This window comes from Roseibium sp., assembly GCF_039982295.1.
Classification (GTDB): Bacteria; Pseudomonadota; Alphaproteobacteria; order Rhizobiales; family Stappiaceae; genus Roseibium.
In genome coordinates, this window is the sequence record NZ_JBDWYP010000015.1 from 1 (window position 1) to 21,830 (window position 21,830).

Sequence of the window (21,830 nt, forward strand, 5' to 3'; positions counted from 1 at the left end):
TAACCGGCGCCTCGCCAAGGACTTCGAGAATACTCTCGAAAGCGCCACTGCCTGGATCTTCATGGCCTCCGTCCAGATGATCACCAGACGTGTCGCAACTCATTGAAAATGTTCAAGGGAATTTCGAGTCAGACTCTAAGGCGTAGCCGCCGACTTTGAGAAAGCCAGAACAGGGCGATTGAGCTGTTCCGCAAAATTCGGATGTACAGCGACCTGGAAGACCCGCTCGATCACTTCAGGCACCAGGACTTCATCAGGTTCACCGAAAGCGACCAGTTTCCCGCCATGCAACACCGCAACGCGATCACATGCAAACGCATGATTTAGATCGTGAACAGCCATTGCCACCGTCGATTTGTGGCGTATCACCCAGTCGATGATTGCTATCTGGTGGCGTATGTCCAGATGATTGGTTGGTTCATCCAGGAGGAAAATTTGCGGCGTTTGGGCCAGCACGCGCGCGATATGCACCCTCTGCTTTTCGCCGCCTGAGAGCGTGTTGAATTGCTTGTTGCGATAGGTGCTGATCGCCATCTCGGCCATGGCCGTCTCGACAATCCGGCGATCTTGCCGCCCAAAAGGTGACAAAAGCGACAGCCACGGAGTGCGACCAAGTTTGACCGCGTCTTCGACAGCAATTGCATCCGTTGTACTGGCCTCTTGAGAGACAAACCCCAACCGCTGAGCCAGGTTTCTGGGCGACAGATCAGTCAACCTCTCACGGCCTATCATCACCTGTCCCCTATCGGCGCGGATGTGTCCCGCCATCACGCGCAACAACGTCGACTTGCCAGAGCCGTTTGGTCCGATCAGCGCCAAGGACTGACCGGATGCGACATCAAGCGAGATGTCCTGCAGGATCGGCTTTCCCTGAATGGACACGGAGATATTTTCAACCTGAATGCGCACGGGAACTCCGAACCAGAATGACGGCAAAGGCCGGCGCACCGACCAGGGCAGTCACCACCCCGATCGGCAGCGTTTGACCGGGAATCAACACACGGGAAACGATGTCAGCCATGATGAGAAAGACGCCGCCCGCCAGAGCCGCCGCGGGGATCAAAAGTACATGACGCACGCCAACGAGAAACCGCACAGCATGAGGGATAACAAGGCCAACAAACCCGATCGCGCCGGAAAGTGAGACCATAATCGCGGTCAAAAGTGCAGTTGTACCAATGAGAACGGCCATCACCGCACCGGTTCGAATACCCATGGATTGGGCAGCTTCCCGGCCAAAAGTCATCGCGTCAAGGGCACGAAAGTGGCTGAAGATAATTCCCAAACCAAGCGCGGCGACCGGTACTGCGAGATAAACGTCTGGCCATCTGCTGCCGGACAAGTTTCCCATCATCCAGAAAATGATTGCGCGCGCCTGGTTGGCGTCGGCTGACTTGGCGATGATCAGGGCGGTCAATGCATGAAATAGTTGAGCACCCGCCACACCGGCAAGCAAAAGCGCAAGGCTTGATGTCGAGCTCGCGCCCTCACCTCGCGCCATGCGGGCAAGCCAGGCAACAAACCCGAACGCCAACAACGCGCCGATAAAGGCTCCGCCAGACAAGGACAGGACGCCTGCCCCAAAACCAAGGATCGCGACGCTGACTGCGCCCGTTGAGGCGCCGGCCGACAAACCCAAGATATATGGATCGCTCAACGGATTGCGCAAAAGCGCCTGCAGAACGACCCCGCTTAGCGCAAGTGATGCGCCACAGGCCATTGCCAGGATTGCGCGTGGGAGCCGGTAGCTCCAAAGTATGCCTTGGTCAATCGGATTGACCTGCGGCGCGGAGTAGCCGAACTCCAGTTTCAGCACATTCCAGATTGTCGACAATGGGATAACGGTTTCGCCAATCACAAGGGCAGAGCTAACCGCCGCGAGCAGAATTGCCATTGCTCCGACAAGCGAAACGGCGGGCGTGAGCCCGCCGAAGGTCATTCTGTTCACTGGGATGCGGCCTGCTTTTCCATGACTTCAGCAAGCAGTTCCAAGCCGGACACCGTGCGAACGGTCGCATCCATCGCATGGGCGTCGAGGATAAGGACACGGCCATTCTTCACGGCGTCCATCTGGCTGGCAACAGGATCGTTTTTGAGAAACTCCATCTTGGCCTCAATCGAGTCCGCAGGGAACTTCCGTCTCTGCAAATCGGCCAGAACGATGTAAGTCGGATTTGCCTTTGCCAACGTTTCCCACCCCACGGTTGGCCATTCTTCGTTTGAGGTCACGACGTTCTCAACCCCTAACTTCGCCATAATGTAAGCAGGAGCCCCTTTTGCGCCCGCGACATAGGGGTCTGCGTCCATTTTCGAACTCGAGAACCAGAACATCGCGGAGACGTCTTCAAGCTTCAAGGCGCTCGCGCGTTCAATGGCGGCCTGCTCTCTTGCCTTGAGGTTTGCAACGGCCTCAGCCCCGGCTTCTGGCACGCCGAAAATTTGCGACAGCTCCGTCAGCCCCCTATAGATGATTTCGGTCGAGATCAGCTCTTCGCGAGTCCCATCGACACCAACGGTGTTGTCTTTCCCAACGCAATCAGCTGGCCAGATGTAGGTCGGAACGCTGAGATCATGGAACTGCTCACGCGTTCCTACAGAGCCCTTCGGGCCGACATACCACTCATATTGAGACGCAACGAGCCCCGGACGCTTGTTCACAACAGCTTCGAAACTGGGTGTATTGTCTGCAAGCCGTTCAATCTTGGCGTTGGCGTCGGCAAACTCTGGCAACACGTCAGTGAACCAGACAGCGGTTCCCTTTACCTTCCCGGCGAGACCCAGCAGATACATCGCCTCTGTGGTCGCCTGCCCGATGGTGACAGCACTCTCCGGAGCGCTTTCAAATTTCACCTCATGCCCACAATTTTCCAGGGTAAGTGGAAAGCTCTGGGCGGCGGCACCGGTTGTGGTGATTGCGGCAAGCGCCAGGGCGACGGAAAAACACTTCATTTTTGGTGTTCCATTTGGCTTGAAATTGCGTTGGTGGCGACCGTTCAAACATATGAACCAGCCTTCCGTCGAAATATGTTATAACGTTACATTAATGTACAGTCGGAAAGATGCGCGTTTCGCATTTTTTTGATCAAAGTCGTGCCCCTCAATACCAAAAGGCCGATGCCTTCAATCAGAGCGTGAGATACCTGTCAGACACACTGAAGGCGACCAATTTCAGGACGGAACCGCGGATAGAAAGCAAGGTCTCTGACGTTTGTTTGCCAAGCAGGTCTTCTCAGATGTAAAAAACCGCTTCCGGGGATTTCGATGCGCCTCGCTCAAGCGCCGAGATGGCTTTGGAATTGTGTGCGAGCGTCGTCCATCAAACCTCGGCAACCCGGTCCTCAAGCCTGAACCGGAAAATGCGGGCAATTTGCGTGAGTGCAGCAGCAAACTCCTGTTCAGGCGCATTTTCGACCCTTTGCTCGAATGCGTGCAGGATCATGTGCTTGTCGGCGCCCTTAACCGCAAAGATGAAGGGAAAGCCAAAGCGTTGCTGGTAACGATCGTTGAGATCGGTGAAACGGGCAAATTCGTCGGGTGACAGGGTGTCCAGCCCTGCCCCGCTTTGCTCTCTCTTGGAGTCTTCTGCCATTTCTCCAGCAATAGCGGCCCTGCCGGCAAGGTCCGGATGGGCACGTACGAGCTCGAGCTGACCTTGCTTCGGAGCTTCGAGCATTGTCGCCTCAAATGCCGCAATCAGATCCTCGCGGGTTGCAAATCCGCCTTTCGAAAACGTTCCTGCGGCGACCCAAGGACTGTGTTCGGCGACATCGCCAAAGGCTGCGACGAATTCTGTCTGGCTCATTTCATTGATGGTACCGACGGATATCATCACCTGCCTCACTTCATCTGACTGATCCAGGTTCCGAGCCTAGCACGCTCCGTGTCCGTCATGCCGGTTTCATTCCCCAGCGGCATTGCATTTGATTGCACAGCCTGGGCCATAATCTGATCCGCGTAGCGCTGAAGGTCCCCGAGGGTTTCCAGATGGATTTCCTTGGGCGCCTCGTCAAATGCTTCATGGGTGGGCACCGCCGCGTGACAGCTCGCGCAATGGGTCCGTGCTAGGGCGACAGCCTCAGCATCGGCAACCGCTGCGCCCCCACTGTAGTCCTTCGGTGCAGTCATGATGATAGCTACGACAAGCCCCACCGCCGCAATGGGCAGCGACCACCAGAACTTAGCAAATGGATCGCCGGCGTCATGCCGGTTGAGGAAATGGCGCACCATGCCGCCGATCACCAGAATCAGAGCAACAAGGAGCCAGGACTGGGGATGGCCGGTCAACATGGGATAATGGTTGGACACCATCATCAGGAGCACAGGGATCGTGAGGTAATTGTTGTGAACAGAGCGCTGTTTGCCCATGGCGCCGAGGGCTGGATCAGGCGCTTCACCTGCAAGCAGACTTGCCGTGATCTTTTTCTGGTTCGGAATGATGATACCGAAAACATTCACGGCCATGATGGTTCCGACAAATGCGCCCACATGGATCAGCGCACCCCGGCCGGAAAACACATGGGTGAATAGGTATGATGCGGCCAGGATCAAAACGAATAAGCAGGCAGCAAGGAGCGGAACATTGCGTCCTATCGGCGACTTGCACAACCGGTCATAGATCAGCCAGCCTGCGACCAGTGACACCACCGAGATCAGGACCGCCTCTCCTGGCGTCATGGTGAGGACGTTCGGGTCAATCAGGTAGGACGTCGCGTTGAAATAGTACTGAACCACCAGCAGGGCGAAGCCCGTCACCCAGGTGAGATAGGCTTCCCACTTGTACCAGATCAGGTCCTCCGGCAGCTCCTTGGGAGCGACCAGATATTTCTCGACATGATAGAACCCCCCGCCATGCACCTCCCAGGCAGTGCCAGCAACGCCTTCTTTCATATCGGTCCGTTTGCGCAGGGAAAGATCGAGCGCGATGAAATAGAAGGACGTGCCGATCCAGCCGATCCCAACGATCAGGTGGGCCCACCGAAAAAGCAAGTTTAGCCAGTCCATTGCAAAGGCAAGGGTCATCGCAGCGCGTCCATTTTAACAAGATGAGGTCGCACCCGGGACATGCCCGGGTGCGGTTTTCGTGTTGGCGTTAAGCGCCTTACTGGGGCAGCTTGTCGTCGACGCCCTGCACGTACCAGTTCATTCCGAGAATGGCGCCGTCATCGAGACGCACACCGTCGGCGGCAGCTTCCGAGCCATCCTGCTTGGTCAGCGGGCCCGTGAAGGGTTCCCAGCCGCCAACGATCTTGGCTTCGGTTTCCTTGGCCATCGCAACGACATCATCCGGCAGGTTTGTGTAAGGAGCCATGACGACATGGCCTTCCTTCAGCCCGTGCCAGGTCTGTGCGCTTTCCCAATTTCCATCGAGCGCCGCCTGAACGCGTTCGATGTAGTAAGGGCCCCAGTCATCGATGATTGCCGTGTACTGGGCGTCCTTAGCGAAGGCGATCTGGTCGGAAGCCTGACCGAAACCATGCACGCCACGTTCTTGAGCAACCTGCAAGGGAGCGGTGGAATCGGTGTGCTGGGTGATGATATCGGCACCCTGATCGATGAGCGCCTTTGCTGCGTCGGCTTCCTTGCCCGGGTCAAACCATGTGTTGACCCAAACCACCTTCACCTTGAAGTCCGGATTGACCGACTGTGCACCAAGGAGGAAGGCATTGATGCCGGAAACAACTTCCGGGATCGGGAAGGACGCGATGTAGCCCGCAGTGCCGGTCTTGGACATTTTGCCGGCGATCTGGCCGATGATGTAGCGGCCCTCGTGGAACTTCGAGTTGTAGGTGGCAACGTTATCAGCGGTCTTGTAGCCAGTCGCATGCTCGAACATGACATTCGGGTACTTCTTCGCGACCTTGAGAGTCGGGTTCATGTAGCCGAAGGAGGTTGTGAAGATGATGTTGCAGCCATCACGGGCGAAACGTTCGATGGCACGCTCGGAATCGGGACCTTCCGGCACATTTTCAAGATATGCGGTTTCGACCCGGTCGCCGAACTTTTCGACGACGTCCAAACGGCCCTGGTCGTGCTGATAGGTCCAGCCGAAATCACCGACCGGACCGATGTAGACGAAACAGGCTTTGATGTCTGCGGCAGTCGCTGCCGAGGAGGCCGCTGCAAAGGCAACAGCTGCGACTGTCGCTTTCAAGATGTTTTTCATAATCCAAATCCCCTCAGGATTATTGGTTTCATGCGATGCTCTTGGAATTTGCCGGAACCGCATCGCAACGATCCCGGCCATTTTGGACCGACTGGCGCTGTGCCTATCGGTCCGGAACGAACGGCTTGCCGAGACAGGCCGGCGTATTGACAAGCGTCAGCCTGCGATTTGCCGAGATGAGCACGAGGACTGCAATCGTTGCAAGATATGGCAAGCTGGACAGCAATTGAGAGGGCACGCCGACGCCCTGAGCCTGGGCGTGGAACGTCAGCACGGTAACCGCGCCAAACAGGTAGGCCCCGGCAATGACACGGAACGGCAGCCAGGATGCAAAGACAACGAGCGCCAGCGCGATCCAGCCGCGCCCTGCCGTCATGTTCTCCACCCACTGTGGCGTGTAGGCAAGGGACATATAGGCACCAGCAAGTCCGGCGCATCCGCCGCCGAAAAGCACAGCCAGGTACCTTACCTTGATAACGGAATAGCCGAGCGCATGCGCAGACCCGTGATTGTCGCCGACCGCGCGCAGGATCAGCCCGGTGCGGGTTCGGAAGAGCACAAAGGCCACAAGCGCGACGAGAGCAAAGCCAAGATAGACGACTGCATCCTGCTGAAAGAACACCGGTCCGATAAACGGAAGCTCGGACAGACCCGGAATGTAGAGTTCAGGAAGGCGCAACCCGGGAACGCCGATGTAGGCTTCACCGATCATGCCGGACACGCCAAGACCCAGGATCGTCAGCGCGAGGCCTGTTGCCACCTGATTGGTGACGAGGCTGAGCACGAGAACGCCGAAGATCAGCGACATGCCCATGCCCGCGACAATGGCTGCAAGCACTCCCAGAGTGCCGGATCCGGTCTGGTTGGCGACGGCAAAGCCCACCACGGCGCCCATGATCATCATGCCTTCAACACCCAGGTTGAGGACGCCTGAACGCTCGACGACCAACTCGCCAATGGCAGCAATCAAGAGAGGCGTTGCGGCGGTGATCACGGTCAGGAGAACGGCTTCAAACATGATCAGATCTCCGAACCGGTTGCCGGGCGACCCGGTACTATCCGCGGTCGGTACAAAATGAAGGTGTCGCAGGCGAGCACAAAGAACAGCAGAAGGCCTTGAATCACGGCCGCAATCTTGTCGGAGACGCCCATCGAGGCTTGCACGCCTTCTCCGCCAATATAGGACAGAGCCAGAACCAGACCCGCGATGAGGATGGCAGCCGGATTCAAGCGGCCAAGGAAGGCAACGATGATGGCGGTGAAGCCATACCCGGGCGAGATCGTTGGCAGAAGCTGCCCGAGCGACCCGGAGACCTCCATGATTCCGGCCAGCCCTGCCAATCCGCCCGCCAGTGCAAAGGCAAAGAGTGTCAGACGCTTTTTGGAGAAGCCGGCAAAGCTGCCCGCCCTTGGACTTTCGCCCATGACCCGGATTTCGAAACCCTTGAGCGTTTTCGCGAGCACGATCGTCAGGACGATGACCACGAGGACAGCGATTGGCGCGGCGATGCTCATACGGCCATCACCGATCAAAGGAAGCGTCGCGGCGTCGGTGAACAGGCGTGATTCCGGGAAATTATAGCCGTCCGGATCGCGCCAGGGGCCACGAACCAGATAGTCAAGGATGAGGCTGGCCACATAGACCAGCATCAGGCTTGTCAGGATCTCGTTGGTGTTGAATCGGGTCTTCAATATTGCCGGGATCAGCCCCCAGGCGGCGCCGCCAAGCGCCCCCATAAGAAGCATCAGAGGCAAGGTCAGAACGGTCTCGAAATCGGGAAAGACGATCGGAATGAACGACCCGCAGAGGGCTCCGAAAACAAACTGCCCTTCAGCGCCAATGTTCCAGTTGTTGGAGAGATAGCAAACCGCCAGCCCGCAAGCGATCAGGACAAGCGGCGTTGCCTTGACGATCATCTCCTGCAAAGACCAGGTATCCGTCAAAGGCTCGATGAAGAAAGTGAAGAGGCCCAGGAGAGGATCTTTACCCGCAAGCTTGAAGAGAATCGCAGCGGCAATCAGTGTCAGAAAGACAGCGATGACGGGCGACAGAACGGCCATCAGACGGCTGTGTTCCTTGCGTTTGACCAGTTCGATCCGCATTAAACTGCCTTCCTGTCATTGCCTTTAGACCGCTCCGCGCTTCCGGCCATAAGCAAACCGACCCGTTCGCGTGTCATGCCGGAGGCAGCCTCCGCCTCGGACAGGAACCCTCTGGAAATTACCGCGATCCGGTCGGCTATTTCGAAAATCTCGTCAAGGTCCTGGCTGATCACCAGAACAGCAGATCCGGAGCGTGCCAGATCGATCAACGATTGCCTGATCAGCGCTGCAGCGCCCGCGTCGACGCCCCAGGTCGGCTGGTTGACCACCAGAACGCCGGGCTTTCGATCCAGTTCTCGCCCGACCACGAACTTCTGCAGATTGCCACCGGACAGCGAGCGCGCTTCGGGGTTGTCATGGGACATCCGGACGTCGAAATGCGTTTTGACCTTTTGCTCAAGCTCACCGGATTGCCCGTCGGACACAAAGCCTGCCGAAACAAGTCCGTCATTGGTTCCATGGCGTGTCAGGACGATATTGTTCGTCAAGGTCATGCCGGGAACGGCGCCATGGCCGAGGCGCTCCTCTGGCACAAAAGCCGCATTTTTCTGCCGACGCCAGTTGATGCTTTTCGCGCCGCACGCCTGGCCGTCGATTTGGATCATCCCGGGCGCAACCTGTATTTCGCCAGACAATGCATCAAAAAGTTCGCCCTGCCCGTTTCCGGCTACACCGGCGATGGCAACAACCTCACCTGCGTGAACAGCAAGATTGAGGTCATTCAAGGTGGTGGCAAATGGATTTTGAGCCGGCGCGCTCAAGTCGGTGACTTTCAAGCGAGCCGGGCCGAGTTCGGGAGCCTTTGCGCCATGGGACACACCAATCACTTCGGTTCCGACCATCATGTTGGCGAGGCTGGACGGCGTCTCCCTTGAAGGATCGCACTCAGCAACAACCTTTCCATGGCGCAGGATCGTCGCGTGGTGACAGATCCTCTTCACCTCCTCCAGGCGATGCGAAATGTAGAGGACAGCACAGCCTTCACTGGCGAGACGCTCCAGCGTCTTGAACAGACGGTCGGCTTCTTGCGGGGTAAGCACCGACGTCGGCTCATCCATGATGATCAGTGCCGGTTCCTGCAGCAGGCACCGCACGATCTCGATGCGCTGACGGATGCCGACAGGAAGGTCAGCGACAATGTCCTGGGGGTTGAGCGGCAGGCCATATTCGCTGGAGATGCTTTCGATGCGTTTGGCGAGCGCTTTCATGTTTCCCGGGTCAGGCAGGGCGAGCGCGATATTCTCGACAACCGTCAGGGCTTCAAAAAGGGAGAAATGCTGGAAAACCATGCCGATCCCGAGCGATCTGGCGGCGGCAGGGTTATCGATCTGCACTGGCCGGCCCTGCCAAATGATTTCGCCGGCGTCGGGCTCAAGTGCGCCGTAGAACATCTTCACAAGCGTCGACTTGCCGGCTCCGTTTTCGCCAAGAAGAGCGTGGATTTCACCCTTGTTGATACGCAGATCAACGCGGTCATTGGCAAGGATTTCACCGAAGCGCTTGGTCAGGCCCTTGCCGTCCAGAAGCACGTCGCCGCTCGCCCGCCGAACCGTTTGAGCGGTATCGCCACTCTTTTTTTTATTTTCCGCCAATGGCTTCATTCCCCCAACCATTTGCCGACTTATCGTCCAGAAGCTGATGCTTGTGCAAGTCTTGTTGAAACAAAGGTTCGCGCGGTCTCATCCGCGGCGAGAAGCTCCACAGTTACGCCCGCAGCAATCGCAGCAGGCAACTTTGACGCTACCAGGCTGGTGCCTATGGGGCAGACCAGCTCGGCTATGGCCGCCTGCGAAATGCCACGGGCACGCATTCTCTTTTCAAATCGTGCCCGTTTGGTCGCACTGCCGATGACGCCCACATATGGAAACCGTCCTTTCGCCAAGGCCGCGGCGACAATGGCTTCATCCATAGCATGCGAATGGGTCATGACGAGAATGAATGCATCATGCTCTGCGTCTTGAAGAAGGGTTTCCGGCGACGCGTCGCTAACCTTGGCGACATTGGACGGCACCGCAGCTGGAAAGGCGTCGGCGCGACTATCGATCCAGATGATGCGGAACGGCAGGTTCGCCAGTGCAAGGACAAGCGCACGGGCAACATGGCCTGCGCCAAACAGGTAAAGCGTTCTGCGATCCTGCCCAAATGTCTCGGTCAACAGGGTATTCGCCTCTAGGCGAAACGGCTCATCGGGCAAAATTGGCAAAACCTCGCGTGTGACAGCACAATCGTCCGAAATGGCTGCCTGGGTCGCAAACATGACGCCTGCCGACTCGAGAGTTGCAAGATGTCGAGCGTTCTGGGCCTGCGTCAACGAATGGACTTCCACGGCGACATCCACGCGTCCACCACAACATTGACCCAGGTCAGGACCGAGAGAGAATGTTCTGATCGACAGGCCTGTTGTACCGGCTTCGAGAGCAGCGACCGCCCATTTGATGGCTTGAAATTCCAGTGTTCCGCCGCCAATGGTGCCGTAAAAGCTGCCGTCCTGGCGAACCACCATGCGTGCACCCGCCTCGCGCGGCGTGGATCCGGCAGCACTCGCGATCGTTACCATCGCGCAGTTCTGCCCCGTCTGGAGAATATCGGAGATGTGCCTCCAGACACTCATTCAGCAGCACCTCTCGCCCCTGCCTGCGCCTGACGGATACTGCGCACCGCCTTCATGATTGCCTCTGGCGTGGTAGGCGCGTCTAGCTCCGGTACGACACCCGGATTGAGACTGGCGACTGCATCGGTGATTGCGCAGAACACGGCATTGGCCAGCATCACCGGCGGCTCACCGACCGCTTTGGAGCGATAGATCGTGTCCTGCGGGTTGCCCCTGGATTGGTAGAGCGCGACGTTGAAATCCTCTGGAATGTCGGAAGCAGCCGGGATCTTGTAGGTCGATGGTGCGTGGGTGCGTAGCCGCCCCTGTTCATCCCAGACCAGTTCTTCGGTCGTCAGCCAGCCCATTCCCTGGACGAAACCGCCTTCGATCTGGCCAATGTCGATCGCAGGATTCAAGGAGTGTCCGACATCGTGCAGCAGGTCCACGCGATCAACGGTCATCTCTCCGGTCATCGTATCGATCGTCACTTCGGCGCAGGCGGCGCCATAAGCGAAGTAGAAGAACGGTCGGCCGCTGGCACTGTCACGATCCCAGGTGATGTTTGGCGTGGCATAAAAGCCGGCATCTGAGAGATGAATCCGCGCAAGATGAGCCTGTTTTGCGACCTGTGCCAAAGAAAACTGTTGTTCTCCGACAAAGACCTTGTTGTCCTGAAAGGCAATCGCCTCCTCCCCGCACTGATGCGTCTTGCAGAGAAAACCGATCAACCTGTCTTTTATGGTCCTGGCTGCATTCTTGGCCGCCATGGCGTTGAGATCGGTTCCCGAGGACGCAGCTGTTGGAGCGGTATTGGGGACCTTTGACGTGTTGGTCGCAGTAATGCGCACCTTGTCGATGGTCATGCCGAATTCATCGGCCACAACCTGCGCAACCTTCTGATAGAGCCCCTGCCCCATTTCCGTGCCGCCATGGTTCAGATGAACCGAACCGTCAGTGTAAAGATGGACCAGGGCACCTGCCTGATTGAGATGCTTCAGCGTGAAGGAGATGCCAAATTTCACCGGCGTCAGGGCCAGACCTTTTTTCAAGACTGCATTGTGATTGTTGAAGTCACGGACATCATCCCGTCGCGCCCAATAGTCCGAACTTTCCACCAACTGCCCGAAAAGATCGTGCATGACTTCATGCTCTTCCACAGGCATCCCGTAAGGGGTCAGATTGTGCTCGGCGTCATAAAAATTCAATTGGCGGATTTCCAGTGGATCCTTGCCGACGGTGATGGCGATTGCATCAATCATCCGTTCCGCGGTCAGCATGCCCTGCGGCCCGCCAAATCCCCGAAACGCAGTATTGGAGCAGGTGTCAGTCTTCAAACGTCGGCTGCGTATGACTGCGTCGGGATAGAAGTAGCTGCTGTCCGCGTGGAACATCGTGCGGTCGTTAACGCCCAGAGACAGATCCGCCGAATAGCCGCAACGCGCGAGAAAATTGAGATCGACGGCGCGAATGCGACCCTCGCTGTCGTGCCCGATCTGCCATTCCACCCTAAAGTCATGCCGCTTTCCGGTCATAATCATGTCGTCGTCGCGGTCGAGACGGAGCTTGCAGGTTTCCCCGGTCGCGGCGGCAGCCAGAGCGGCAAGGCTCGCCCATTGATTGGCCTGGGATTCCTTGCCTCCGAAACCGCCGCCCATACGGCGCACTTCGGCCACAACGAGCGCATCAGGAACACCAAGAACCTTGGCAACCGTATGCTGCACTTCGGTCGGATGCTGTGTTGACGTGTAGACCATCACTCCGCCATCTTCCTGGGGACTGGCCATGGCGACCTGGCCTTCCAGATAGAAATGCTCCTGGCCACCAATCTGAAAGACGCCGGAGAGAACGTTTTCGGCTGCCGTCATGCCCGTTTCCGGCGACCCTCGCCGAAACTGGTAGTCCGGCAGCACCGTGATATCTGCCGCGACTGCGTCTTCAGCTGTGATGATCGGTGTGGTCGGCTGCGCTTCGATCCTGGCCAGAAGCGCGGCCTTGCGCCCGGCCTCACGCGAGGTCGCGACAACCGCAAAGACCACCTGACCGTAAAAGAGAACTTCGTCAGCAGCCAGGACCGGGTCATCGCCCATGGCGGCCGAGCAGTCATTGATGCCGGGAATATCGTCCGCTGTCAGAACCTTGACCACGCCCGGAGCCTTTCGGACGGCCTCCAGATCGACCGATGTGAGCTTGCCGCGCACGACCTGACGCGCCCAGCCCGGAACCACATGCAACGTTCCAATGGGCTCAGGCATGTCATCGATATACGTCGCAGTCCCCTGAACATGCTTGACCGCACTGTCGTGATTCAGCGGCTTGTGCACATGACGCATGCTCGCGGGCATTTCCTGGCGGGCGCTCTGGTCCGTCATTCGGCAGCCTCCATCACCGGCGCGCGCAGGCGCAGTTGTTCGGCTGCCGTACCGCTTGCCTCCATAAGGGCTTTGGCAAGGAGCGCTCTCGCAGTTTCCATCCGGTACTCTGCGCCAGCTCTCATGTCGCTCATCGGAGTGTAGTCACTCACAAGTGCCTTCATGGCCGCAGCCCAAGTGGAGGGATCCTCGAGCGACGCCCCAATGAGGGATGTTTCGGCGCCAGGTGCGCGCCTTGGCGTTGCTGCCATTCCGCCGAAGGCAATCCGCGCTTCGGTGATCTTCTGGTCCATCACCGTGAAGAGAAATGCCCCCATCACCGATGAAATGTCCTGGTCAAAGCGCTTGGAAATCTTGTAGCAGCGGAAGATCTGGTTGGCTGCAGGACGCGGGACAAAGAGCCCGGTCACAAACTCCCCGGCTCGCCGGTCTTGCTTTCCGTAATCGAGAAAATACTCCTCGAGTGGCAAGGTGCGCGATTCGTCCTTTGACTGAAGTTCGAGTGTCGTGCCGAGCACGATCAACGCTGGTGGCGTATCTCCGATCGGCGAACCGTTGGCGATGTTGCCTCCGACCGTTCCGGACGCACGCACCTGTTTGGATCCGATCCGCTTCCAGAGTTCGCCAAGGTCCGGCGAGAGCCTGCTCATCGCCGCCTCGGCTGTCTGATACGTCGCTGTTGCGCCCATCAGAACCCCTGACGGTGTTTCCTCCACCCGGTCCAGCCCCTCAATTCGCCCAAGCCAGATGACCTTCGGCAGATCCTTGAGGTGCTTCGTGATCCAGAGCCCGACATCGGTCGCTCCGGCCACAATCGTCGCGTCCGGGTTCTGCGCATAGAGCGCAGCCAGTCCATCAAGCGTTGCGGGAGACGCTACAAAACCATCGCCATTGCCAATGTAGATATCCCGGCTGTCGGCCAGTTCTCGCAGTTTTTCGCGGGTTTCGTTTGCGCGCCAGGCAAAGGCGTCGTCCGCGCTGTCGAAGCAGCTCTCGAGAGCTGCATCAACGATCGGCCGATATCCCGTGCATCGACAGAGATTTCCTGCGATCCATTCCGTGACGGCCTTGCGGCTCCGCGCCTGCCCTTCCGCGTGATAGAGCGTGAAAAGGCTCATCACAAAACCAGGCGTGCAGAAACCGCATTGCGATCCATTCAGTTCCGCCATCGCTTTTTGAACAGGATGCAAGCGGCCGTCAGAGGTCAGGTCCTCGACCGTGACGAGCTCGGCCCCATCGATCATGGCCAGAAGCTGAATGCAGCTGTTGACCGGCTGGTAGGTCAATTTGCCAGCAACCAGTCGCCCCACAGCGACCGTGCAAGCGCCGCAGTCGCCCTCGCCGCACCCTTCCTTGGTTCCGGTCTGTCTAGCTCTCAGCCGCAGATAGTCGAGCACCGTTTCCGTTGGGCGCACCTCGGACAGTTCGATGATTTCGCCATCCTTCAGGAAACGTATCGTGTCACGCATTCCTCAGCTCCCGCGATATGTCGAAAACCCGAAGGGCGAAAGCAGCAGAGGTACATGATAGTGACCGTCGGGCTCGGCAATGCCAAAGCGTATCGGGATGATGTCCAGAAACAAAGGGTCTGGCAGGTCTTTCCCGCAGGACTTGAGGTAGTCGCCGGCATGAAAACGCAGCTCATAAGTTCCGCATTTGAAGGCTGGGCCATCGAGTATGGGGCCATCGACACGACCATCGGCGTTCGTGGTATGGGTCGACACCATTTCTGGTGTCCCATCCATGGTCCACAGTTCAATCCTCAGACCACCGGCCGGACAGCCCAACGCTGTGTCCAGAACATGCGTCGTCAAACGCCCCATCGCTTATCTCTCCCAACTGCAGCGCCACAGCCACCACAGTCTCTTTCAATTGCAAATAAAAAGGGTGCCCTAAATCTGTCTCAATCCATAGCGCTCATTTTAGCACTTGTTGATGCCGTTTTGGCATCATTGTCTGGCAAACGGTCTTTTAGCGCGATCACAGCGTGATTGAAAAACATACCAGGCGACAGCGCAAGTGCTCGCCGGGCGCTTGTGACTATGCTCAATCGATCCGCCTGAAGTGGCAAGTCCGTCAGAGGCTTGAAGACCAATCGCCCGCTTTCGAGATCCTCCTCACAACCGATCTCCGTTTGAAATCCGATCACATTTTCTTCCCTTGCCAGCGCGCGCATGAACCGCAGTGAATTGGCCTCGATATAGGTCCGCAACGAACCCGGGATCTGTGCCATGGACGCATCAATCCGGCTTCGCAGAGAAAGACCGATGGCGGGAAGCGCCAGCGGAAAACGCAGGCACTCGGAAAGACTGAGGACTTCAGCCGTTGCAAGCGGGTGCTCGGAAGCCATCAACGCCCCGATCGGCAAGTCCTGATGATAGGAGACCGTCAATGCAGACGTTTCCGGCGGATCAAAGGTGAAACCGACGTCGGCTTCAGCCGCTTCGACAAGTTTGGCCGCTTCGAGTGCGCTGGTGACGGTGACGCTGACGTGGATGCCAGGATATTTCCGCCGGAAGGACGACACCAACTCTGGAAGGAGTGTCTCCGCGACGCTTTCCACGGAGGCAATGGCAACCGTTCCGCGGCGCAGCCCCTGAAGCGCGTCAAGTTCCGCAAGGGTGGCATCAAAATCCGAGTAAGTGCGCTTGACGTGAGCGAGCAGTATTTCGCCAGCCTGAGCGAGCCGCAGGCGGCGCCCGACCCTCTCAAAAAGTTGCAATCCAAAAGCTTCCTCTAGCCAGAGGATCTGACGGTTTATGGCCGAGGAGGCAACATTCAACTCACGTGACGCAGCACGGATGGAGCCGAGTTCGGCAACCTCCGCAAAATAACGCATGGCAGGGGCATAGAGATTGCGCGCCTTGTCGTTGCTCTTTGTACCAGACATCGCGTCACGTCCTTCAGGGAGTGAGAATTGTCGTCCCGATGGTCTCACGACCTGTCAGACCCTTATGAGTCTGTGGCGTCTCGGCCAAGTGATATTCCGGATGAATGCCGATTTTCACGATACCATTGCCAACGACGTCGAACAGATCGCCTGCCGTGATCTCCACGTCCCCGCGCGAAACGCAGTCGGAGACCGATACGAGACGGGCCGCGAACAGTGGTCCCTTGGCGCCGAGCAATTCGAGATTGAAATCAGCAATCGGGCCTGAGGATTGACTGCTATAGCCGAATACCAGTGCATGGCGTCAGAAGTAGCGATCGATCACTTGCTGCACGGCTGAGACCGAGAAAAGATAAACGCTCGCTCCGGTCAGGACCCACCCCGTAACCTCTGGCGTCTGCATGCCGTTCACGACCGCGTGGCCTGCTGCAATGAACCAGATTGCGGTGACAATCAGCGTCAGAACCCGCCAGCGCTGCACACGAACCGGATGCACGAATTTGACAGGCAGGAAGGTCAAGACGCAGCAAAAGAGAACAAAGCCGATGGTGAACCCCTGCGAAGGTGACAGGGCCATCAGACCAAAGACGACCATGTTCCAACCGGCCGGAAATCCCTTGAAGGATCCATCGGGCGTTTTCATCCCATTGTCGGCGAAATACAGAGCGCCGGTGAAAACAATAAGGCCGCCACAGATCCAGTTCCAGGGCTGTGAGAGCATCGTGCTTGCGGAGAGTGCGAAGGCCGGAAGGAACACATACGTAGCGTAGTCGATCACGAAATCGAGCGATGCCCCTGACCAGCGTGGCAAACGCTTAGCTATGTTGAAATGCCTAGCAAGCGGACCATCAACGCCATCCACCACAAGTGCCAACCCGAGCCAGGCAAACATCTCCGCCCAATTGCCACGTGCGCCGGCCAGCAACGCGACGAGAGCGATCGGTGCGCCGGAAGCCGTAAGGATATGGATCAGAAACAGCGCCGGCTCCGGAGCTTCCTTGTCTGGTGTAATTTCGGTCACGGCTGTCGGTGTCTCGCGGGGTTACAAAAAATACTGAATTTGCGGGGAAACCACCCGCCAATGCCCTGAACTCAGGTCAGCACCTATCGGTCAGACGATAAATGTATCGATTTGTATCGCATTATTCCAATTTTATGACGGAATGAACAGGCTTTTCGCGATGATTGACACGACTGTGCACCTCAAACTTGAGTTCAATGCATGAGGCCTGCTTGCATCAGTGCTATCAAAGCAAAACCCCAACCCAGAAAAACGATCCCAATCAACACGTGAAGCCAATTATTTGGGAGCGTTTTTTCAAGTGCCATGAGAACACCAAGGACAACGATCCAAATGACGTTCATCAGGCCGACGGCGAACATGACCGTCATGATGGCCCAGCAGCAACCAAGGCAGGCCAATCCCTGGACCAACCCTTCCTTGTAGGCGGCAACCACACCCGTACGATCAGCAAAAGCAAAGCGTGGGTACCAGCAGCGTATCAGGCAGGCTTTTTTTGCGCGGGTGAATTGATAGGCTCCAGCTGCGACAAGGATTGTTGCAGCGAACGCCATTGAGGCCGGCGCCATCATCGGCGTAACAGCAGAGGCAAGCGTCAGCAGCCATTGAGCACCTGTGGCGACAACCGCGTAGCCGGCCCAGATCGTCAGATAGCCGACCGCGGCCCAAAGCGTCTCAATTCCGTTCCGAGCGTTTCCTGACGGCTTGTCTACACGGCGGGTATAGGCATTCAACATGGGAAATGCGCTTGGCAGCATCATCGCCAAGGCCATCATCAACCACATGATAAAGACCTTTGCCAGATCGCTTGCCGCCCACGTTTCAGAAGGCATTCCAAAGGTCGCAACAGACGTTGGAAGGCAGAGCGCGGCGATGGCAGCGCGCGCCTCGGCAGGCAGACCCTGATAGATGTTGAAAGCGTTAAAAACACCCATTCCGGGCCCGGCCTCGGTCATGTCCATAACCTGGATCATGTCGGCGACCATCAGCGACAGATAGAGCCAACCGCCCAGTGTCAGTCCGACAAGACAGGCGAAAACCCATGGCCATCCGCGCACCATCGCGTGCGGTCGTGCTTCCTGACGCTCAACCACAGACGTCACTTGCATGTTTCCAAAGTCATGTTCCAACATCGGCATCTTGTCAAAGGACTGAAATCGCGTGATACGATAGCCGGTCTCGCAGAGATCGTCTTGATTTGGCGCAAAGACGCCGGTGAGATCCTTCACAAATAAGCCGGGATGGCCTATGCGGCATTGGACCGCGCCAGGTACTTCCGTTCTTTCTTGCTTTTCGGCTTCGGAACCCCATCCTTCCCTCCGAGCGGCAGCAATGGAGTCACGACGATGCCCGAGACCTCAGACAAGATCCACGATATCGTCGTTGTCGGCGCTGGTCCGTCCGGGATGACTGCAGCATTGCTGTTTGCCTCAGTCGGCTTTGAAACAGCCTTGGTTGCGCCCGCTGTGAACCAGGAGGACGGGCGCACGACAGCCTTGCTGCAGGACTCTGTCACGCTTTTTGAGCAGATTGGCGTTTGGGACAATCTGCGGAGCTTTGCGACGCCGCTCTCGAAGATGCGGATGATCGACGACACACGCAGGCTTGTCCGCGCGCCAGAGGTCACCTTCGACAGTGCAGAACTCAACCTTGAGGCCTTCGGATATAACCTGCGCAACAAGGATCTGAACCGTGTTCTGGCGGAGGCGGCTCAAGAGCAAGCCAATCTGACACTCTTCGAAGACCTTGCTGTTTCCTATGACTTTGGTGAAGAAAGCGTCTCGGTTTTCTGCCAGGATGGCGCCCCTCTCAAGACTCGCCTGCTTGTTGCCGCTGACGGCCGCAACTCCCAGGCCCGGGAAGCCGCCGGTATTGAGCTTCGCCGCTGGAGCTATCCGCAGGTGGCGGTGGTTCTCAATCTTGAGCACGACCGGCCTCACAATGAAACGTCCACAGAGTTTCACACGCCCACCGGGCCTTTCACTCTGGTTCCCCTGCCCGGCCGCACGTCGTCCCTGGTTTGCGTCGTGACATCAGAGCAGGCAGAAACGATCAAGACCATGTCGAAAGATGACCTGGCGCTAGAGCTTGAACATCGTGCTCATTCGATTCTCGGCAAATTCGGGATCGCAAGTAGTCCCCAGAGCTTTCCGCTGTCAGGCCTGTCAGCCAAGTCTCTCGTTGGCCCAAGGCTCGCTTTGATCGGCGAGACCGCGCATGTCTTCCCGCCGATCGGAGCACAGGGTCTCAATCTCGGCCTGCGCGATGTCGCGTCGCTGGGCAGACTGTTGACATCGGCACGCGATATGGGAGCGGACATTGGTGCCACTGAAGTGCTTTCCCGCTATGAAAGCGACCGACGAAGCGACATTTCCACGCGAACCTTTGCGGTCGATGCGCTGAACCGATCGCTTCTGACCGACTTTCTCCCGGTACAGATCGCTCGTAGCGCAGGGCTCTATCTGGCCGACAAGGTGCCTCCCCTTCGACGGCTGCTCATGCGCGAAGGTATTGCCCCTGGCACGAAACGGAAGACCCAGGCTGTTCGCGACAACGTCTACTAGCTGTTCTTGGCTTCGGCAGAGGACCTTTATCCGCCCAACGGAATGACGTTGTTGGTGATCGCCCAGATGAACCCGGTCACAGTCACGACGGATGCAAGCGTTCCAATCAGAACGAAACTCGCAGCCCGTTGGACATAGGTGTTGTACTGCTGTGCAATGACAAAAACGTTCGTCGCTGGCGGCAGGCAGGCCATGAGGATTGCCGTTGCGACCCAGATTGGGTCAAAACCACCGATCCAGGAGAGCATCAGGAAAACAAGCACCGGATGCACGATAAGCTTCACGACAAGAACTGCAGGCAGCTCGATTGGAACGCGGCCTGCGGGACGTAACGCCACGCCAACGCCCATGGCAAAAAGTGCGCAGGGAGCGGCTGCGCCACTGAGAATAGTCAGCATTGCGTCTATGGCTTCGGGCGGCCTGAAACCGATCGCCGCAGCTCCAACGCCGGCAATGGTCGCAAGAATGAAAGGGTGGGTGAAAACCCGCCAGAAGATCTTTGCAAGCGTCTTGCGCATCGGCTCCTTGTCGGTTCCACCCACGGCCATCATCAGGGGGGCGAGAATGAAAAGAAGCGTGTTGTCGAAACACAGAATCAGCGCAGTGGGGACGGTTGCAGCAGGCCCGAGAACAGCCAGGGTCAGGCCTGGCCCCATGTAGCCGATGTTGGAATAGGCTCCGGCGATCCCCAGAATGGTGGATTCTGGCACGCTGCCGCGTGTCGCCAATACGCCGATGCAAAAGGCGATGGCAAAGACTGTATAGGTCGTGAAGGTCGTTGCAGAAACGAAGGTAAGATCGGTGAGCTGTTCGATCGGCGTTTCGGACAGGAGCCTGAAGAACAGGGCCGGCAAGGCGATGTAGATGATGAAGAAATTCATCCAGGCAAGCCCGCTTTCCGGCAGCTTGCCGATCTTCCCCGATACGAAACCGAGGAAAATCAACCCGAAAAAGGGAAAGGCCAATGTGATGACGTCTTGCATTTTAGAGCTAACCGCAATCAATGATGGGCCATGACGGCAGGCGCCGCAGGCCGATAGGTCCCTGATGGCTTGCATCAGATGGACACCTTGGATAATCACCCCTGACAGGTTTGTTCTTCAACACTCCATATCAGGCTTAAACGTTAGAGACGGTCTTGTCGGCTCCTGCAAGTCTCGGTTTGTTACAAATGGTACTGTCGCCACGATGCCCTTCGCGAAAAGCTTGAAAAACCTTTGGTACCGGCTGGAAACAGTCGCTTTGCGCGTTGCAATCATTTTGTTTCGCATGATCCCTGTGGACATTGCTTCTGCTGTGATGGGTCGCCTATGGCGCGTCTTTGCGCCTTTGAATTCCAGGCATCAGCGGGCGCTTCGACATCTTGAAGCGGCATTGCCTCAAACGACAGCTGAAGAACGCGAAAAGATCGTGCGCGGCATGTGGGAGAACCTCGGGCGGGTTGCCGCCGAAACCTTCCATATTGCCGAGCTTCTCCCGCAGGACGACCGCTTCGTCGCCATTGCCGATGAAACGACAAAACGGGTTCTCGCAGGCGAACAGCAGGCAGTTTTTGTGTCATTCCATTCAGGGAACTGGGAAATGTGCGTTCAGCCTGCGGTGCGGGCAGGCCTTGATCTGGCGGGCGTCTACCAGGCCCTGAAGAACCCGTTTGCGGATGCCGCGCTGCGCGACATGCGAAAGGACCTCTATCGGCTGGGCTTGTTTTCAAAGAGCCACCAGACGGCCCGCAAACTCGTGAGAATTGTGCGCGAGGGCGGTGTTCTTGCAATCATGGGCGACCTGCGCGAGACCCGGGGTATAAAGGTACCGTTTTTTGGCCGTCCAGCCTATGCCAACCCGGTACCGGCGACACTTGCGCGTTCAGGCGGCGTGCCGATCATTCTTGGCCGTGTGGTCCGAACCAACGGTGTGCACTTCACCATTGAAGGCCGGGCGATCGAGGTGCCGGTCACCGACGATCGCAAGGCGGATATTCAAGCGGTTACCGAAGAGATCCATCGGGTTTTTGAGGAATGGATCCGGGAGCATCCTGAGCAGTGGATGTGGATCCACCGGAAGTGGGCCAACGCGTGACACCTCCAGAGCCGTTGCTCTCTGCCCCATGGCTTCTCCTTTCGGAGAATA

The 21,830-nt window shown here is 57.5% G+C and carries 20 protein-coding genes and 1 pseudogene; 3 read left to right on the forward strand and 18 right to left on the reverse strand.

The features are described 5' to 3' along the window. Positions 1-106, forward strand: a pseudogene (locus tag ABJZ52_RS02370) (IS5/IS1182 family transposase); the annotation flags it as partial. Positions 107-135: 29 nt separating this feature from the next. On the opposite strand, the gene ABJZ52_RS02375 reads toward ABJZ52_RS02370, so the two are convergent. The 17 genes from ABJZ52_RS02375 to ABJZ52_RS02455 form a co-directional block, all read right to left on the reverse strand. Next, positions 136-909, reverse strand: a complete 774-nt coding sequence (locus tag ABJZ52_RS02375; protein WP_348185219.1) for an ABC transporter ATP-binding protein — start codon at positions 907-909, stop codon at positions 136-138. After that, positions 893-1,939, reverse strand: a complete 1,047-nt coding sequence (locus ABJZ52_RS02380) for an iron ABC transporter permease (protein ID WP_348185326.1) — start codon at positions 1,937-1,939, stop codon at positions 893-895. Before ABJZ52_RS02380 ends, ABJZ52_RS02375 begins: the two co-directional genes overlap by 17 nt. A 5-nt stretch (positions 1,940-1,944) precedes the next feature. After that, positions 1,945-2,949 carry an ABC transporter substrate-binding protein gene (locus ABJZ52_RS02385; RefSeq protein ID WP_348185221.1) on the reverse strand — a complete coding sequence of 335 codons (1,005 nt, stop codon included), beginning with the start codon at positions 2,947-2,949 and terminating at the stop codon, positions 1,945-1,947. Between the two features lie 367 nt (positions 2,950-3,316). Further along, positions 3,317-3,802 carry a 2-oxo-4-hydroxy-4-carboxy-5-ureidoimidazoline decarboxylase gene (gene uraD / locus ABJZ52_RS02390; protein ID WP_348185223.1) on the reverse strand — a complete coding sequence of 162 codons (486 nt, stop codon included), beginning with the start codon at positions 3,800-3,802 and terminating at the stop codon, positions 3,317-3,319. Between the two features lie 35 nt (positions 3,803-3,837). After that, complete coding sequence (locus tag ABJZ52_RS02395) at positions 3,838-5,019, reverse strand: urate hydroxylase PuuD (protein ID WP_348185225.1); 1,182 nt, start codon at positions 5,017-5,019, stop codon at positions 3,838-3,840. Between the two features lie 79 nt (positions 5,020-5,098). Then, positions 5,099-6,163 (reverse strand): BMP family ABC transporter substrate-binding protein, encoded by a 1,065-nt coding sequence (locus ABJZ52_RS02400; protein WP_348185227.1) that lies wholly within the window; start codon positions 6,161-6,163, stop codon positions 5,099-5,101. A 103-nt stretch (positions 6,164-6,266) separates the two neighbouring features. Then, the gene (locus tag ABJZ52_RS02405; RefSeq protein WP_348185229.1) at positions 6,267-7,181 is read right to left on the reverse strand and encodes an ABC transporter permease; all 915 of its coding nucleotides are present in this window, start codon (positions 7,179-7,181) and stop codon (positions 6,267-6,269) included. 2 nt (positions 7,182-7,183) lie between these two features. After that, on the reverse strand, positions 7,184-8,266 hold the full coding sequence (locus tag ABJZ52_RS02410; protein WP_348185231.1) for an ABC transporter permease: 1,083 nt from the start codon (positions 8,264-8,266) through the stop codon (positions 7,184-7,186). Further along, positions 8,266-9,795 (reverse strand): ABC transporter ATP-binding protein, encoded by a 1,530-nt coding sequence (locus ABJZ52_RS02415; protein WP_348185329.1) that lies wholly within the window; start codon positions 9,793-9,795, stop codon positions 8,266-8,268. Before ABJZ52_RS02415 ends, ABJZ52_RS02410 begins: the two co-directional genes overlap by 1 nt. Positions 9,796-9,887: 92 nt before the next feature. After that, on the reverse strand, positions 9,888-10,877 hold the full coding sequence (gene xdhC / locus ABJZ52_RS02420; protein ID WP_348185233.1) for a xanthine dehydrogenase accessory protein XdhC: 990 nt from the start codon (positions 10,875-10,877) through the stop codon (positions 9,888-9,890). Continuing rightward, a complete protein-coding gene (gene xdhB / locus ABJZ52_RS02425) occupies positions 10,874-13,228 on the reverse strand; it encodes a xanthine dehydrogenase molybdopterin binding subunit (RefSeq protein WP_348185235.1) in 2,355 nt (784 codons plus the stop codon). The genes xdhC and xdhB overlap by 4 nt, the downstream gene beginning before the upstream one ends. Then, complete coding sequence (gene xdhA, locus ABJZ52_RS02430) at positions 13,225-14,697, reverse strand: xanthine dehydrogenase small subunit (protein WP_348185237.1); 1,473 nt, start codon at positions 14,695-14,697, stop codon at positions 13,225-13,227. Before xdhA ends, xdhB begins: the two co-directional genes overlap by 4 nt. Before the next feature lie 3 nt (positions 14,698-14,700). After that, positions 14,701-15,051, reverse strand: coding sequence for a hydroxyisourate hydrolase (gene uraH, locus ABJZ52_RS02435; RefSeq protein WP_348185239.1), 351 nt, complete (start codon positions 15,049-15,051; stop codon positions 14,701-14,703). 80 nt (positions 15,052-15,131) lie between these two features. Next, the gene (locus ABJZ52_RS02440) at positions 15,132-16,118 is read right to left on the reverse strand and encodes a LysR substrate-binding domain-containing protein (RefSeq protein ID WP_348185241.1); all 987 of its coding nucleotides are present in this window, start codon (positions 16,116-16,118) and stop codon (positions 15,132-15,134) included. Between the two features lie 13 nt (positions 16,119-16,131). Then, positions 16,132-16,356 carry a hypothetical protein gene (locus tag ABJZ52_RS02445; RefSeq protein WP_348185243.1) on the reverse strand — a complete coding sequence of 75 codons (225 nt, stop codon included), beginning with the start codon at positions 16,354-16,356 and terminating at the stop codon, positions 16,132-16,134. A gap of 66 nt (positions 16,357-16,422) precedes the next feature. Then, on the reverse strand, positions 16,423-17,139 hold the full coding sequence (locus tag ABJZ52_RS02450; protein WP_348185245.1) for a CDP-alcohol phosphatidyltransferase family protein: 717 nt from the start codon (positions 17,137-17,139) through the stop codon (positions 16,423-16,425). Positions 17,140-17,333: 194 nt separating this feature from the next. Continuing rightward, a complete protein-coding gene (locus tag ABJZ52_RS02455) occupies positions 17,334-18,368 on the reverse strand; it encodes a DUF2182 domain-containing protein (RefSeq protein WP_348185247.1) in 1,035 nt (344 codons plus the stop codon). Between the two features lie 117 nt (positions 18,369-18,485). On the opposite strand from ABJZ52_RS02455, the gene ABJZ52_RS02460 reads away from it, so the two are divergent. Next, on the forward strand, positions 18,486-19,703 hold the full coding sequence (locus tag ABJZ52_RS02460; protein ID WP_348185249.1) for a UbiH/UbiF family hydroxylase: 1,218 nt from the start codon (positions 18,486-18,488) through the stop codon (positions 19,701-19,703). Between the two features lie 26 nt (positions 19,704-19,729). Here ABJZ52_RS02460 and ABJZ52_RS02465 read toward each other — a convergent pair whose 3' ends face one another. Beyond that, the gene (locus ABJZ52_RS02465; protein ID WP_348185251.1) at positions 19,730-20,686 is read right to left on the reverse strand and encodes an AEC family transporter; all 957 of its coding nucleotides are present in this window, start codon (positions 20,684-20,686) and stop codon (positions 19,730-19,732) included. Between the two features lie 205 nt (positions 20,687-20,891). Here ABJZ52_RS02465 and ABJZ52_RS02470 point away from each other — a divergent pair, with 205 nt between their 5' ends. After that, a complete protein-coding gene (locus tag ABJZ52_RS02470; RefSeq protein WP_348185253.1) occupies positions 20,892-21,779 on the forward strand; it encodes a lysophospholipid acyltransferase family protein in 888 nt (295 codons plus the stop codon). Positions 21,780-21,830: the final 51 nt, after the last annotated feature.

Coding starts and splice junctions, on each gene's coding strand:
- ABJZ52_RS02380 (WP_348185326.1), bottom strand. CDS start 1,939: ATGACCTTCGGCGGGCTCACGCCCGCCGTTTCGCTTGTCGGAGCAATG.
- ABJZ52_RS02385 (WP_348185221.1), bottom strand. CDS start 2,949: ATGAAGTGTTTTTCCGTCGCCCTGGCGCTTGCCGCAATCACCACAACC.
- uraD (WP_348185223.1), bottom strand. CDS start 3,802: ATGAGCCAGACAGAATTCGTCGCAGCCTTTGGCGATGTCGCCGAACAC.
- ABJZ52_RS02395 (WP_348185225.1), bottom strand. CDS start 5,019: ATGACCCTTGCCTTTGCAATGGACTGGCTAAACTTGCTTTTTCGGTGG.
- ABJZ52_RS02400 (WP_348185227.1), bottom strand. CDS start 6,163: ATGAAAAACATCTTGAAAGCGACAGTCGCAGCTGTTGCCTTTGCAGCG.
- ABJZ52_RS02405 (WP_348185229.1), bottom strand. CDS start 7,181: ATGTTTGAAGCCGTTCTCCTGACCGTGATCACCGCCGCAACGCCTCTC.
- ABJZ52_RS02410 (WP_348185231.1), bottom strand. CDS start 8,266: ATGCGGATCGAACTGGTCAAACGCAAGGAACACAGCCGTCTGATGGCC.
- xdhC (WP_348185233.1), bottom strand. CDS start 10,877: ATGAGTGTCTGGAGGCACATCTCCGATATTCTCCAGACGGGGCAGAAC.
- xdhB (WP_348185235.1), bottom strand. CDS start 13,228: ATGACGGACCAGAGCGCCCGCCAGGAAATGCCCGCGAGCATGCGTCAT.
- xdhA (WP_348185237.1), bottom strand. CDS start 14,697: ATGCGTGACACGATACGTTTCCTGAAGGATGGCGAAATCATCGAACTG.
- uraH (WP_348185239.1), bottom strand. CDS start 15,051: ATGGGGCGTTTGACGACGCATGTTCTGGACACAGCGTTGGGCTGTCCG.
- ABJZ52_RS02440 (WP_348185241.1), bottom strand. CDS start 16,118: ATGTCTGGTACAAAGAGCAACGACAAGGCGCGCAATCTCTATGCCCCT.
- ABJZ52_RS02460 (WP_348185249.1), top strand. CDS start 18,486: ATGCCCGAGACCTCAGACAAGATCCACGATATCGTCGTTGTCGGCGCT.
- ABJZ52_RS02465 (WP_348185251.1), bottom strand. CDS start 20,686: ATGCAAGACGTCATCACATTGGCCTTTCCCTTTTTCGGGTTGATTTTC.
- ABJZ52_RS02470 (WP_348185253.1), top strand. CDS start 20,892: ATGCCCTTCGCGAAAAGCTTGAAAAACCTTTGGTACCGGCTGGAAACA.